Raw genomic sequence first — 14,982 nt, 5'->3', positions numbered from 1 at the left:
TCAAACGTTTTTGACTACTTTTCTCAATGACAACAAGGCCAGATGCATTCGTTTTTCCACTGCTTTTACCGATAAATCCAAAGCAGCCGCAATTTCGGTATACGATTGGTTATCGAAGCGATTCATCAAGAATACTGTTCTTTGTTTTTCGGGTAACTCATTGATGGCTTTTTCCAATTGGTCTTTCAATTCGGAGGCTTCCATCAAAAATTCAGGCGACTCTTTGTGTGCTGATTTGGCTTGGAATTGCAACTCAAAATTAGTAACCACTTGGTTGTGTTTGATGGTATTCAACGACAATCGAATGGCTGTAGTGTACAAAAAGCTTTTGGCTTGCTCGGGTTGCAATATCCCGCAATTTTCCCAAAGCTTAACAAAGGCATTTTGGGCAATATCTTCAGCACTTTCAATATCGCCTCTGAATTTATAAACCAAAAAGTTCCGCAACACTTTAAAATTAGTGTCAAAAACCGAACGGAATACCGACTCGGAACAGAGTGTAGCTTTTTGATTTTCGTTTTTCATAGCTTACAATACAGACACAACCTTAGGACTAAGGTTGTGTCGTAATTGATATTCTTCCCAATTTATAGATACAATTAATTACAATTAGCCGCTATAGCTGCTTCTAAGCCGGCTTGATTGTCCACAGCAACAGAAACCTGACCGGTTGGTGTATTAAATATGAGCGTTAACGGATATACAAAAGCCGGAATATTAGATTGAGCCGGGAAATAGTATTGTAAAACAGTGCCGTTGTCATTGGCCGTTACCAAAGCACCTTGCGACTGAATTTGTACCGGGAAAGCAATATTAAAGCAAGTCCCTAATTGATCCCCAAAGTTGCCAGACGAAGTTTGACAAACCGGTGCTGCCCATTGTTGTGAAGCATTACAATCGAAATTATTTCCTATTCTGATTACAAAATAATCTGAAGCTGAACCTAGACTCGGATAACTCGGGATGGTTACCGGTAAATCGGATAAAAGGTAGGTTCCAACCCAAGCTCCTAAAGAGTTGTACACTGAAAAATAGGCAGAATCTGTATTGGCATAATCAAAATCAACGGTCAAAGGATAAGTACCGTCTGTATTACAAGTTCCCGGCGTAGCGATTACATTGGTGATATTGCAAGTTGGTGCACAAGGAACCAAATCATTTTGGGTATAACCATCACACTCTGCCAAACAAATATTGGAATATTCTACTATACCATTTGCAGTTTGCACACAAACCGGATTGTAATCGGCAGTACAAATACAAGATCCTGAATTCCCATCGCAATCATCATACAAATCAAACAATTCATTCAAACTGTTGACTTCAATAACTTCATTATTTTGAGTGACATTAAAAGGGAAAACCAAATCTACTACATCACCAACTATCAACATCGATTCCAATTCTCCTTGAGTATTTACAACTATAGTGGCTCCGTTACTGTTAATTACAGAAATTGGAAAAATCATTTGGAAACAACCAAATTGCAATACATCATCGTTAATCGTGTTAAATCCGCAACCCTCAACCAAAGCGAAAAATTCAGCTTCGTCGTCAATGGTAGTAATCGCGCCTTCTTGTTGCACTTGAAAAGGAAAGGCGATACCGGTAATGAATAAAGTCTCCGTTTCTGCGCTTAAAATATCCAACAAGCCTGCTTCGGTAGCCACTGTAATCACAGTGCCATCGTTATAAGACAAAGTCAAAGGATAAACAAATTGAAAGCAGAACAACTGGTCTTGCGGCGTATTGGCATTTCTGCCACTGATGTTGTTGGCTTTTTTAATTTCGTTTAAAGTAGTACGCAAAGCGACACTTTTGGAAGTCACAATCTCGTTTTCTACCGGATCGTTATCGGAACAAGAATAAAAACCGGCTACCGAAACGGTCAATAATAAGAGTAAAATTTTTAGCTTTTTCATTTTGATTTATGATTTAGTGTTTTAAGGTTAGACAACGCAAAAGGCCACCACCCTACTTTTTTAAAACAAAAATGAAAATTAATTTATTTTAGGAGACTTTCGGCAATTTTAAGCGCACATTTTTCGCCATCGATAGCTGCGGAAATGATACCACCTGCAAAACCGGCACCTTCACCACAAGGATACAAGCCTTTGATTTGCAGATGCTCTAAGGTTTCGTGGTCGCGTGGAATTCTGACCGGAGAAGAGGTACGACTTTCTGGCGCGTGCAGGATTGCCTCGTTTGTCATGTACCCGCGCATAGATTTGCCGAACTGTACAAAACCTTCACGCATGATTTGGGTTAAAAAACCGGGAAATACCTGTCCAAGTTCTACCGAAGTCGTTCCCGGAACATAAGACGTTTTAGGAATAGAGGAAGACAATTTATTATGGGTAAAATCGACCATGCGTTGCGCCGGTACTTTTTGGGTTTGACCTGCCAAATGCCACGCTTTTTGCTCGATGGCTTTTTGGAATTCCATGCCGGCCAGCGCTCCGAACTTGGCAAAAGGCTTAAAATCTTCTAATTTTAATTCGACTACTATGCCGGAATTAGCAGTAGCTTGATCGCGTTTGGAAGGCGACCAACCGTTGGTTACCACTTCACCCGGACTGGTAGCACAAGGCGCAATCACACCACCCGGACACATACAAAACGAATACATGCCGCGACCGTTGACTTGCTTCACTATCGAATACGGCGCCGGAGGCAAATACTCACCTCTGAAATCACAACTGTATTGGATTTTATCGATTAGCTCCTGCGGATGTTCAGCGCGAACGCCCAAGGCAAAAGGTTTGGCTTCGATTAGGATTTTCTTTCGGTCTAACAATTCAAAAATATCACGAGCGGAATGTCCGGTAGCTAAAATGACTTTATTGGCCGAAATAGTATCGCCGTTTTGGGTAACAACACCCTGAATTTCATTGCTTTTGATAACAAAATCACTCACGCGGGTTTCGAACAATACTTGTCCGCCACACTCGATGATTTTTTCTCGAATATCTTGAATAATCTGTGGCAATTTGTTGGTACCAATATGCGGATGCGCTTCGACTAAAATATCAGGAGTAGCTCCAAAAGCCACTAACAGCCTTAAAATTCGGTCGACATCGCCTCGCTTTTTAGAACGCGTGTACAATTTACCATCGGAATACGTTCCGGCGCCACCTTCTCCGAAACAATAATTGGAATCTTCGTTAACAATATGGTCGCGGTTGATGGCTTTTAAATCACGGCGGCGACCACGCACATCTTTCCCTCGTTCAATAACTATTGGTTTTAGACCAGATTCTATCAATTGCAAGGCAGCAAATAATCCGGCCGGTCCAGCGCCTACTACAATTACTTCTTGAGCATTGCTGACGTTAGGATACTCCGGCAGTTCGATGGCAGATTCCGAATAGGTCTCGCCTTTCAGAAAAACATTCGCCTTGATATTGAACTTAATGGCTTTTTGACGGGCGTCAATAGAACGCTTTACAACCACTACTTTTTGAATGTCGCTCACGGCAACTTGAAACAACTTGGCTACTTGTTCTTTAAGCAGAACTTCATTGTGGGCGGTTTCGGGAGAGACTTGAAAAAGTAATTCGCGTGGCATGATTTAATTTTCAGCAAAAGTAAACAAATCGAATTACTTTTTTTCTTCAAAAGCGCGCAAGGCAAACGAAGCCAACCAATGCTCGCCTTCATAATTGCCGTCGACTACTGCAGGCAGGGAAAAATTGAAGTGAAAATCGGCCAATGCTTTCAAATGCGAAAACTGCTTTGGATAGCGATGAAGTAATCCGTATAAATTCCACGCACGGCTAAAATTAAGTCCGTCAAGATGCACCAAATGACCATCGGTTCGATCGGAAACACGAGCCACTTCCCAAGAAAACTTCTTGGAAAAGAGTTGCGGAGCGAACTTTTTAAGCCAAATCAGGAAGTCGCCTTCCGGTAAAACCCGTTGCATTAAAGCCATTTCTTCCAAACAGGGCGACAGGAAATCTGTCCCGCTCGGTTCCCAAGTAAAAGGACAATTTTCATCTTTAGCGAACATTCGAACTGCATTGTCACGGATGGCTTGTTGGAATAGTTGGTTTTTAGAATGCACTGCATAATCCCAAGCAAAGGTCAATCCGAAAGCGGTATTGGTGTGTGTACCTACCCTAACAGGATACAGTAGTTTAGGTAAAAACTCGATATATCTATCGACTATAATTTCAGATAAGGGTTTTAAATTTTGGGCCAACTCCTGCGCAAACGGTTCGGCTGAAGTTTCCAATTCCAATTGGAGTTTGAGCAACCAAGTCCAACCGTACATTCGCTCAAACGATTTTTCGTGTTTTTTGTTCAAATAATCAATTTCCACCTGAATATTGGCTTTAGACAAATTGGTTTTAAGCTTTTGAATGATTGTCTGTCGATTCGCCAGATTTGGAAATCGCTTCAGCAAAAACACCAAACTCCAATGACCGTGAACCGATGAATGCCAATCGAAACAACCGTAGAAAGTTGGGTGCAATTTTTTAGGCGATTGTATTTCGGTGCTGTCCAACAACATTTGTCCCAGTTTGTTGGGATATTCCTGTTGCAGGCATTTTAAGGGTAAAGATGCTAAATGATTGGCTTGTTCGAGTGTTAATTCTTGTGCTCCAACTGTACCACTGACCCAAAGTAATATATAAAGGAGATATTTCATGGATTTGCTTTTTTTCAAATGTAGCAAAAAGTTAACTTTGCCGAACAATTTCGTTTTTATGTCTAGACTAATCAAACTCATTTGGGATTTTCGCGGACCGGCAGCGGCTAAAACTGCGGAACATCATGAAATTCATTTAAAAGAATACATCGCTATCGAAAAATTACCAATAACCATTACAGGGTTTGAAAGTAAAAACGAAATGCACGCTATTGCTTTTATTGTAGTGAATGACGAGCAAATGATACCGATGCGAGATGCTTTAAAACCACACCGAGGCGAATTGTACATTCCATAAAAAAAGAGAAGCCTTGGCTTCTCTATTCTAATTCGCTACTTCGCTGATGAATTTAATCCGCATCAATCGGAGTTCTTCTATATCGTAATCGCCATCGAATTCTTTGAGGGCTTCTTCAATTTTATCGGATTCAGAATCCATAAAATAATCGTGAATTTCTTCTTGTTGCTCTTCGTCTAAAATCTCATTGATCCAATAGTCGATATTGAGTTTGGTTCCGGAATAGACAATTTGCTCCATCTCTTTGAGCAAGGTATCCATATTCATTCCTTTGGCTTTGGCAATATCTTCCAAGGACAGTTTTCGGTCAATGTTTTGAATGATGTATAATTTGTTAGACGAGTTGGCTCCGGTAGATTTTACCACCAAATCATCCGGGCGAATGATGTCGTTGTCTTCTACATAGCGGGCAATCAATTCTACGAAATCTTTACCATATTTTTTGGCTTTGCCTTCGCCTACGCCGTGCACATTGCTCAATTCGTCAATATTAATCGGGTATTTCAGCGCCATGTCTTCCAAAGACGGATCTTGAAAAACTACAAACGGAGGAACACCTAATTTTTTGGCCACTTTTTTTCGCAATTCGCGGAGCATCGCCATTAAAGCTTCATCGGCTGTGCCACTCGATTTAGAGGCTGTTACTATGGCCTCGTCTTCATTTTCACTGTATTCGTGGTCTTCCGACATTAAGAAAGAAGTTGGATTTTGAATGAATGCTTGACCTCGTTCAGAAACTTTCAAAATACCGTAGGTTTCGATGTCTTTGGTTAGCAATCCGTCTACCAAAACTTGTCGGATTAAGGCCATCCAATAACGCTCATCGTAGTTAGCACCGCAACCGAAGAATTTCTGCGTATCGGTTCGGTGTGCTTTGATGGTGGCATTTACACGTCCGATTAGGGTAAATACCACTTCTTTGGATTTGTATAAATGCTTGGTGTCACGCACCACTTCTAACAACATTTTGACTTGATCTTTGGCTTCGACTTTGGTTTTCGGATTTCTGACATTGTCATCCATATCGGCGCCTTCACCGGTTTCACTATCAAATTCTTCTCCGAAATAGTGCAATAAAAATTTACGTCTGGAAATCGAAGTTTCGGCATAGGCCACCACTTCTTGCAACAAGGCAAAACCAATTTCCTGTTCGGCCACCGGTTTACCCGACATGAACTTTTCGAGTTTTTCTACATCTTTATAGGAATAATAAGCCAAGCAATGACCTTCGCCACCATCACGTCCGGCACGACCGGTTTCCTGGTAGTAACTTTCAAGAGATTTCGGAATATCGTGGTGAATTACAAAACGAACGTCCGGTTTGTCGATTCCCATTCCGAAGGCAATAGTCGCCACCACCACTTCTACATCTTCCATCAGGAACATGTCTTGGTGTTTGGCGCGGGTTTTAGCGTCTAATCCGGCGTGATACGGAACGGCACTAATACCGTTTACTTGGAGCACTTCGGCAATTTCTTCTACCTTCTTGCGGCTCAAACAATAAATAATCCCCGACTTGCCTTTGTTTTGTTTGATAAAGCGGATGATATCCGCTTCAATATTTTTGGTTTTGGTGCGTACTTCATAAAACAAATTCGGACGGTTGAACGACGCTTTGAAAGTTTTGGCGTCTGTCATGTCCAAATTTTTAAGAATGTCTTCCTGCACTTTTGGCGTTGCCGTTGCCGTTAAACCAATAACCGGCACATCGCCCAATTGCTTGATGATTTGTCTCAAGTTGCGGTATTCCGGTCGGAAATCATGTCCCCATTCGGATATACAATGCGCTTCATCGATGGCTACGAAAGAGATAGTAACGCTTTGTAAAAACTCTACGTATTCCTCTTTGGTCAACGATTCGGGAGCGACATACAACAATTTGGTTATACCGGAAGTAATATCTTTTTTAACCTGATTGATTTCGGTTTTGGTAAGAGAGGAATTCAACACATGGGCGATGCCGTTTTCAGAAGACAAACTTCGAATGGCATCTACCTGATTTTTCATCAAAGCAATTAAAGGTGAAACTACGATGGCAGTTCCTTCTTGTATGAGAGCAGGCAGTTGGTAACATAATGATTTCCCGCCGCCCGTTGGCATGATAACGAATGTATTTTGCTTAGCAATAATACTTTTTATGACTTCTTCCTGTAATCCTTTAAATTGGCTGAAACCAAAATATTTTTTTAATGCTGCGTGGATGTCAATTTCGTCTAAATTCATTCTGCTTTAATGGTATTTTTACATAAATTTGCAAACATAAAGATACGACTTTCTTTTACACACACAAATTTTATATTCGTACAATTTTGATCTCAAAAGAAACCATTTTAGCCTCTGCGCAACAGACCATTTTAGCTGAAAGTGAAGCGATTTCACGATTGGTTGATTTTTTGACAGAGGATTTTGTTAAAGCTGTAGAAATTATTTACCAATCTTCGGGACGATTAGTAGTCACCGGAATCGGAAAAAGTGCCATCATTGCGCAAAAAATAGTAGCCACTTTAAATTCTACCGGAACCCCTTCTTTGTTTCTTCATGCTTCTGAAGCCATTCATGGTGATTTGGGCATGGTACAACCGGGCGATGTAGTGATTTGCATCTCCAAAAGCGGCAACAGTCCGGAGATCAAAGTATTGGTGCCATTGTTGAAAAGATTTGGCAACAAACTCATCGCCATCACCGGAAATACAACTTCATTTTTAGGTAAAGAAGCCGATTTTGTATTAAATACTTATGTGGAGAGCGAGGCTTGCCCAAACAATTTAGCACCTACCAATAGCACAACAGCACAATTGGTGATGGGCGATGCCTTGGCCGTTTGCTTGATGGAAATGCGTCAATTTACCGCAGAAGATTTTGCCAAATACCATCCCGGTGGTGCTTTAGGCAAGAAATTGTTGCTTAGGGTTGGCGATATGTTAGACACAACACACAAACCGCATGTAACACCTGAGGCCAACATCAAAACGGTGATTATGGAAATTTCCGAAAAGCGTTTGGGTGTAACGGCTGTGGTGGAAAATGACAAAGTAATCGGAATCATTACTGATGGTGACATCCGAAGAATGCTCAATAAAACCGAAACCATTACAGGCTTAACTGCCAAAGACATCATGACGGTAAACCCGAAAAGAATCAAATCGACCGATTTGGTAAGCGATGCTTTGAATATTTTAGAGGATTTTTCCATTACGCAACTGGTGGTTATTGACCAAGACGAATACAAAGGTGTGATTCATTTACACGATATTTTAAAAGAAGGCATCGTATAATGGCGAATAAAGAGCTTAAAGAAATGTCGTTCCTCGACCATTTAGAGGAATTCCGATGGATGTTGGTTAGAAGCACCATTGTAATTATTACCATTGCTTGTGCCTCCTATTTTATTGATGATTTCATCTTTAATGAGATTATTTTCGGGCCACAAGATCCTAATTTTGTGACTTACGAGTTTTTCTGTAAAGTCACCCGTTTTTTTGGCGTAGATGATTCGTACGCTTGTGCTACTGAATTCTCCTTTATCATCCAAAACACAGAAGTAGGCGGACAGTTTTCCATCTATCTTTGGATACTCATTACGACCGGATTTATTTTAGGTTTTCCCTATATTTTATGGGAAATTTGGAAATTCATTCGCCCGGCCTTGTATGAAAGTGAAAGAAAAAAAGCCGGTTTATTCATTGTGATTTCTTCACTATTGTTTTTCATCGGAGTACTCTTTGGCTATTTTATTATAGTACCGTTAACCATCAATTTCTTTGCAACTTTTAATGTGAGTCCGACTGTCGTAAATCAGTTCACGGTTGACTCTTACATCAGCATGATTAAAACTTCGTTGATTGTTAGCGGTTTGGTATTTGAATTGCCGATTTTTGTGTATTTCCTAACCAAATTAGGGCTAGTTACACCGGATTTCCTTAGAAAATACAGAAGAGCAGCCATAGTAATCATTTTGATTGTTGCAGCGATAGTTACACCACCGGATATTCCAAGTCAGGTTATTGTTTCTATTCCGATATTGATTTTATACGAAGCTAGTATATTGATATCCGCATTTGTCTCGAAAAAAGAAAAAGAAAAAGAAAATGAGTGATTTAGTAAAAGAATTTAACGATTATCGTTCTAAAATGAACGAAAAGTTATTGGCAGACAACAATAAAATTGTAAAGCGAATATTTAATCTGGACACCAATGCTTATGCCGAAGGTGCTTTAGACGTAAAAACAAAAGAGCTACTGGGTTTAGTCGCTTCAGCCGTATTGCGTTGTGACGATTGCATCAAATACCATTTGGAAACCAGTTATAAAGAAGGTGTTTCCAAAGAAGAAATGATGGAAGCCATGGGTATCGCCACTCTAGTAGGCGGTACTATCGTAATCCCGCATTTGAGAAGAGCTTACGAGTTTTGGGAAGCTTTAGAAGAAAGTGGTCAATAAAGAGTAGTGAATCTTCGGTATTTAAATTGAAGTTAAAACTATTAATCAAGCAAATGGATTTTGTTTATTTGCAATTATAAAAACATAGTCACTCAGTAACTTAGCCGCTTAGGCACTCAAAAAAATGAAATTAAGAGCCGAAAATTTAGTCAAAACCTACAAAGGCAGAAGCGTGGTAAAAGGCGTCTCCGTAGAAGTAAATCAGGGAGAAATTGTTGGGCTTTTGGGTCCGAACGGAGCTGGAAAAACAACTTCTTTTTATATGATTGTTGGTTTGGTAAAACCCAATTCGGGGAATATTTATTTGGACGACATGAACATCACTGATTTCCCGATGTACAAACGCGCCCAACACGGCATTGGCTATTTGGCACAAGAAGCTTCTGTATTCAGAAAATTGAGTATTGAAGACAATATCCTCAGTGTTTTGCAATTGACCAAACTCTCAAAAGAAGAACAAATTGCCAAAATGGAAAGCCTGATTGCCGAGTTCAGTTTGGAGCACATCCGAACCAATCGCGGCGACTTGTTGTCCGGAGGAGAAAGAAGACGTACTGAAATTGCCCGTGCTTTAGCTACCGACCCTAAGTTTATCTTACTTGATGAGCCTTTTGCCGGAGTTGACCCGGTAGCGGTAGAAGACATTCAAAGAATTGTAGCCCAACTGAAAAATAAAAATATCGGCATTTTAATTACCGACCACAACGTACAAGAAACCTTAGCCATTACCGACAAAACTTATTTGATGTTTGAAGGCGGCATTTTAAAAGCCGGAGTTCCCGAAGAATTAGCTGAAGACGAAATGGTAAGAAAAGTATATCTCGGGCAAAACTTCGAGTTGCGCAAAAAGAAATTACACTTCTAATCTCAAAATTTATTATCGTGAAAAACCCAAGTCAGGAAACACAGAAAGAATGGCGTACCAATAAAAAGTATTGGAAATGGGGCCTATTTTACTATAACAAAGAAGATGACCGCTTACTGGTAGATAAACCTAACCCTAACTATGGCGCTACCATAAACTTTGCGCACAAAAAGTCATATCTTTTTTTTGTTGGGATGTTACTGTTTTTCGGATTAATAATTTTATCGATTTTGCTTAGTCAATAAAAAAGCTTCCTAATTGGAAGCTTTTTTATTGACTATATTATTGAAAATCGAAAGTAAAACATATACCAGTATAATCAACGGCACAGCCAATATCTTTAAGAATACCAGCATCAAAACCGAGAGTAACACGAAGAAAAGCTGCAATTTATATTTGGCCACGCTAAAGTTTTTAATCTTCAAAGAGAATAACGGAATCTCGGCATTCATTACAAAAGCGCTAATTGCTGTAACCGACAATAAAAACCAGGTATTGGTTAATATATCTATAACTTGATACGGACAAACATCCGGGTTCCACAACAAGGGCAAACTTACTACAAAAAGCGCATTGGCCGGAGTAGGCAAACCTATGAAAGAATCTGATTGACGCGTATCAATATTAAATTTAGCCAAACGGTAACAAGCACCAACAGTAATGAGGAATCCTAAGAAAGGTATCACATAAATCTCATTCTGTAAAGTCTCTATAGTATTCAATTTGGCATTGAATCTTGAATTGACTTCGGCTTCTGCCAACATCTTATACATCACATAACCCGGAACTACACCACTAGTCACCATATCGGCTAAAGAATCCAACTGTACTCCTAAAGGTCCTGCTACATTGAATTTTCGAGCAAAAAAACCATCGAAAAAATCGAAGAAAATCCCCAAACAAACAAAACCGAAAGCCCAATAAAATCCAAAATCGGCAACAAACACCAAAGCAACGCAACCACAAAATAAATTCAGCATCGTAAAGAAGTTGGGAATCTGAGCTTTAAGGTTCATGTACAGCGTTTGTTAATTTTTAGAATTGCAAATTTAATACAATAAGTTGCAGACTTCTGCGTTTTATATTCAAGATTTTTATGTGATATTTGTAAAAAGAAAAATTGCCTTGAAAAAAACAATTGCTATACTGTTGTTATTCATCAGCCTGACGACTCATGGTCAAGCCGTTAGAAAATATTCCAACGAGTTCATGAATATCGGTGTAGATGCAGCAGCTTTGGGGATGTCGAATGCCGTAACGGGTTATACGGGCGATGTGAATTCAGGCTATTGGAATCCGGCCGGTTTGTTAAAAATTGAAGACAGTGAAGCCGCTTTAATGCACGCCAGTTATTTTGCCAATATTGCCCAATACGATTATGCCGCTTACGCTAAAAAAATAGACGACAGAAGTGCTTGGGGTGTTTCCCTGATTCGCTTTGGAGTCGATGATATCCTGAATACCACGCAATTAATCGATAGCGAAGGTAACATTGATTACAACCGTATCAGTCTTTTCTCAACGGCCGATTACGGTTTAACTTTTTCCTATGCCCGCCAAATGAAACTCGAAGGTTTTCAATACGGTGTGAATGCGAAAGTGATTCGACGAGTGATTGGCGATTTTGCGAATTCTTGGGGATTTGGTTTTGATGTTGGCTTGCAATTCGACAGAAACGATTGGCATTTCGGATTGATGTTACGCGACATCACCACTACTTACAACGTTTGGGCCATCGACGAAGACAAATACCAAGACATTCAAGATGCCGTTGCCGGACAAAATCAGGAATTACCGGAAAGTACCGAAATCACATTGCCTAAAGCGCAATTGGGTATCGCCAAAAAATTCGAATTTCATTACGATTATACACTATTGGCAGCAGTAAACTTAAATATGCAATTTGCCCGAACCAACGATGTAATTGCTTCAGACGCTGTGAGTATTGACCCCGCCGTTGGTTTTGAATTTGGCTATACCGATTTGGTTTTTCTGCGTGCCGGCGTGGGGAATTTTCAAAACGTACAACAATTGGACGGTTCTACTAAGGTGAATTTTCAACCTAATATTGGTTTAGGCTTCAAATACAAAGGCATCCAAATAGATTACGCCTTAACCGATTTGGGCGACCAAAGTGCCGCTTTGTACTCCAATATTTTCTCGGTTAAAGTTGATTTGAGTATTTTTAGATAAAATTTTATGTTGCAAAAAATAGGGCTCTTACTCCTACTCGCCTTCAGTGTTACTGCCTTTTCTCAAAGTCCGAAACTATCCGATAAAGCGGAAGTCAGTGTTTTTACTTGTGGTCGCGGAGAACAATTGTACTCTACTTTCGGGCACACAGCACTTCGCATCAAGGACGAAACCAACCAACTCGATGTGGTTTTCAACTACGGTACTTTCGATTTCAGAACTGAAAACTTTTACTTAAAGTTTGTGAAAGGCAATTTGCAGTATTTTATGAGTGTGACTTCGGTGGAAGAATTCATCTACGAATACCAAACCGACGGCAGAGAAGTAATAGAGCAAACACTCGATATACCACTTGCCAGCAAACAAAAATTACTAGACGAATTAAGTGCTGCTCTTTACAGCTCTGAACGCTATTACACTTATAAATTCATCGACCGCAATTGTACCACTATGGTTAACGAAAAAATAGGCGGTGTATTGGATGGCAAAAAAATGGAAAAAGTAGATGACAAAACCATCACTTACCGCGAATTGCTTTATCCGTATTTTGAAGATTACTTTTGGTACAAACTCGGCATCAATATCATTTTTGGTGCTAAAACTGATGCCAAAGCCGAGCAGTTGTTTTTGCCGACAGAATTGTTGCACAGCTTAGACCAAGCAAAAATCAACGGTAATTCGTTGGTAATTCGCAAAAACACTTTGGCAGCAGGAACACCGAAAGCGGAGGCAGAATTTTCTTTCTTCAACAGCATTTACTGCATTATCGCATTTTTGGCACTATTGTTATTGCTTAACAAACGTTGGTTATTCCTCACCTATTTATTCATTTGCGGTTTGTTAGGCTTATTTCTTTGTTTGGTTGGCTTGTACTCTGAACATCAGGAAGTATTGTGGAATTACAACGCTTTATTGTTTTCGCCTTTGTTTATACTGTTGCCTTTCCTAAAAAATAACCGCTTGCAAAAAGTAAGTTTAGTGAGTATCGCTTTGTTGCTGGTTTACACGGTTGTCATGATTAATAAACCGCACTTACCGATCATGTTGCCGTTTATCGTGTCAACACTTTATATGCTACTAAAAATAATCGGTGTGAATCCTCTGAGATTATTGTCCCCTGTAAAATAAAACCGTACTAAAGGTTTTAAACAAGATATTGAAGTCGAGGAACAAACTTCGGTGTTTAATATAATACAAGTCGTATTGCAGTTTTATCAAGCTATCGTCGATGGTTTCGCCATAAGAATAATTGACTTGAGCCCAACCCGTTAATCCGGGTTTAATTACGTGCCGGGTTTCGTAAAACGGCATCACTTCGGCGATTTCATTAACAAATATAGGACGTTCCGGTCTTGGACCGATTACCGCCATTTCACCTTTCAAGATATTGTAAAACTGAGGAAATTCGTCTATTCTTGATTTTCTCATGATTCTACCGAATGGCGTCACACGTGAATCATTGGATGTTGCAAATACGGCACCCGCTTTTTCAGCGTTTTTAATCATCGTCCTAAATTTTAGGATTCGGAAAACTTTCCCGTTTTGCCCTACTCTTTCTTGGGTATAAAACAAATTACCTTTGTTCCCGAAAAGATTCCCTATCAGCACCAAAGGCACGATAATTAGGCCTACTCCTAATCCGATTAAAGCAATCACAATTTCCAAGAAACGAACCACCGTAAGGTACAAATGGTTTTGATTACTGCGACTAAATGGGAAATACCGATAAAAATCTCGGGAAACATACTGCACAGGAATACGTTGGGTGATGGTTTCATACACCTGTGTATACTCTCGAATTATATAGCCGTTCTCTAACAAATGAATCAACTGATTGTAGAGATTCACTGTAATTCCGTCAGTTTTTTGAGACGCGATAACTACCTCTGAAACGGAATTTTGTTTGACAAAAACTTCCAACTCGTTAATATCAATATTTTTGAGGTTATGCAAATTGATATCGGACAAATTGGTACTATCCGAATTGACAAAGCCTAAAACACGGTAATGCGGATCGGCATTTTCCAAACCATCTACCAATTCTTTGACTTGCTCTTTATCACAAACTAAAATGACCTTTTTTACAAATCGGTTCGAAGCAAAGAAGCGCACGTAAACCATTCGCCAAACAAACAATGCTCCGAAAATGGCGAAGAAGAAGATTAAAATTTGCAAACGATTTGAAGGTAAAACCGGGGTATAAAGCGGTGTTAGCAGATAGGCCAAAACGGTGGTTGACGAACTGATAATAATGCTTTTGATTACCTGGAACTGATTGCTGGCAACCTGCAAATTGTACATCTCAAATACAGAGCCGAAGAAAAGCAAATAAAGACCTAATACGATAGTCCAATAAAAATTAGAGGCTGAGATATTAAAGTAATCAAACTGAAAAATAATTCCTACAAAATACAAAGAACAAAGCACAGAAAGTAAGTCGAAGATTCTCAACAAGACCTTTCTTTCAGACACCTCAAAGTGTATGTCCTTTCGTTTTTTCATTTTTAAATTTTCCGATTCAGCGGTGCAAGTT

General features: G+C 39.7%; 15 protein-coding genes. 8 read left to right on the top strand and 7 right to left on the bottom strand.

Features of this window, described 5'->3' with window-relative positions; all coding sequences use genetic code 11:
- The 4 genes from SK086_RS10435 to SK086_RS10420 all read right to left on the bottom strand — a co-directional run bounded on the left by SK086_RS10435 (position 1) and on the right by SK086_RS10420 (position 4,654).
- Complete coding sequence (locus SK086_RS10435) at positions 1-525, bottom strand: sigma-70 family RNA polymerase sigma factor (RefSeq protein WP_290874726.1); 525 nt, start codon at positions 523-525, stop codon at positions 1-3.
- A 74-nt stretch (positions 526-599) separates the two neighbouring features.
- Positions 600-1,922 (bottom strand): hypothetical protein, encoded by a 1,323-nt coding sequence (locus SK086_RS10430; protein WP_324691545.1) that lies wholly within the window; start codon positions 1,920-1,922, stop codon positions 600-602.
- Between the two features lie 83 nt (positions 1,923-2,005).
- Positions 2,006-3,568, bottom strand: a complete 1,563-nt coding sequence (locus SK086_RS10425) for an NAD(P)/FAD-dependent oxidoreductase (protein WP_324691543.1) — start codon at positions 3,566-3,568, stop codon at positions 2,006-2,008.
- 33 nt (positions 3,569-3,601) lie between these two features.
- The gene (locus tag SK086_RS10420) at positions 3,602-4,654 is read right to left on the bottom strand and encodes a DUF2891 domain-containing protein (protein ID WP_290876643.1); all 1,053 of its coding nucleotides are present in this window, start codon (positions 4,652-4,654) and stop codon (positions 3,602-3,604) included.
- Positions 4,655-4,712: 58 nt separating this feature from the next.
- On the opposite strand from SK086_RS10420, the gene SK086_RS10415 reads away from it, so the two are divergent.
- Positions 4,713-4,952, top strand: a complete 240-nt coding sequence (locus tag SK086_RS10415) for a hypothetical protein (protein WP_324691540.1) — start codon at positions 4,713-4,715, stop codon at positions 4,950-4,952.
- Between the two features lie 27 nt (positions 4,953-4,979).
- Here the strand turns inward: SK086_RS10415 and recQ are convergent, their stop codons facing one another.
- Positions 4,980-7,175 (bottom strand): DNA helicase RecQ, encoded by a 2,196-nt coding sequence (recQ, locus tag SK086_RS10410; protein WP_324691538.1) that lies wholly within the window; start codon positions 7,173-7,175, stop codon positions 4,980-4,982.
- An 86-nt stretch (positions 7,176-7,261) separates the two neighbouring features.
- On the opposite strand from recQ, the gene SK086_RS10405 reads away from it, so the two are divergent.
- From SK086_RS10405 to SK086_RS10385, 5 genes are all read left to right on the top strand, one after another.
- Positions 7,262-8,227 carry a KpsF/GutQ family sugar-phosphate isomerase gene (locus tag SK086_RS10405; RefSeq protein ID WP_324691537.1) on the top strand — a complete coding sequence of 322 codons (966 nt, stop codon included), beginning with the start codon at positions 7,262-7,264 and terminating at the stop codon, positions 8,225-8,227.
- Positions 8,227-9,048 carry a twin-arginine translocase subunit TatC gene (gene tatC, locus SK086_RS10400; protein WP_290876647.1) on the top strand — a complete coding sequence of 274 codons (822 nt, stop codon included), beginning with the start codon at positions 8,227-8,229 and terminating at the stop codon, positions 9,046-9,048. The genes SK086_RS10405 and tatC overlap by 1 nt, the downstream gene beginning before the upstream one ends.
- Positions 9,041-9,391 (top strand): carboxymuconolactone decarboxylase family protein, encoded by a 351-nt coding sequence (locus SK086_RS10395; RefSeq protein ID WP_290876648.1) that lies wholly within the window; start codon positions 9,041-9,043, stop codon positions 9,389-9,391. The genes tatC and SK086_RS10395 overlap by 8 nt, the downstream gene beginning before the upstream one ends.
- A gap of 124 nt (positions 9,392-9,515) precedes the next feature.
- On the top strand, positions 9,516-10,256 hold the full coding sequence (gene lptB / locus SK086_RS10390; protein ID WP_324691536.1) for an LPS export ABC transporter ATP-binding protein: 741 nt from the start codon (positions 9,516-9,518) through the stop codon (positions 10,254-10,256).
- Between the two features lie 17 nt (positions 10,257-10,273).
- Entirely contained in the window at positions 10,274-10,501 is a 228-nt protein-coding gene (locus tag SK086_RS10385; protein WP_324691534.1) for a hypothetical protein, read from the top strand.
- A gap of 9 nt (positions 10,502-10,510) precedes the next feature.
- Here the strand turns inward: SK086_RS10385 and SK086_RS10380 are convergent, their stop codons facing one another.
- Positions 10,511-11,272: a CDP-alcohol phosphatidyltransferase family protein gene (locus tag SK086_RS10380; protein ID WP_324691532.1), complete on the bottom strand. Its 762-nt coding sequence runs from the start codon at positions 11,270-11,272 to the stop codon at positions 10,511-10,513.
- 109 nt (positions 11,273-11,381) lie between these two features.
- On the opposite strand from SK086_RS10380, the gene SK086_RS10375 reads away from it, so the two are divergent.
- Positions 11,382-12,449 carry a putative type IX sorting system protein PorV2 gene (locus SK086_RS10375; RefSeq protein ID WP_456151911.1) on the top strand — a complete coding sequence of 356 codons (1,068 nt, stop codon included), beginning with the start codon at positions 11,382-11,384 and terminating at the stop codon, positions 12,447-12,449.
- A 6-nt stretch (positions 12,450-12,455) separates the two neighbouring features.
- On the top strand, positions 12,456-13,577 hold the full coding sequence (locus SK086_RS10370) for a lipoprotein N-acyltransferase Lnb domain-containing protein (RefSeq protein ID WP_324691529.1): 1,122 nt from the start codon (positions 12,456-12,458) through the stop codon (positions 13,575-13,577).
- Here the strand turns inward: SK086_RS10370 and SK086_RS10365 are convergent.
- A complete protein-coding gene (locus SK086_RS10365) occupies positions 13,557-14,951 on the bottom strand; it encodes an exopolysaccharide biosynthesis polyprenyl glycosylphosphotransferase (protein ID WP_324691527.1) in 1,395 nt (464 codons plus the stop codon). The two genes, SK086_RS10370 and SK086_RS10365, sit on opposite strands and share 21 nt — an antisense overlap.
- Positions 14,952-14,982: the final 31 nt, after the last annotated feature.

Source organism: Flavobacterium cheonhonense (genome assembly GCF_035671315.1).
Classification (GTDB): Bacteria; Bacteroidota; Bacteroidia; order Flavobacteriales; family Flavobacteriaceae; genus Flavobacterium; species Flavobacterium cheonhonense.
This window is presented reverse-complemented; position numbering and strand designations above follow the sequence as displayed.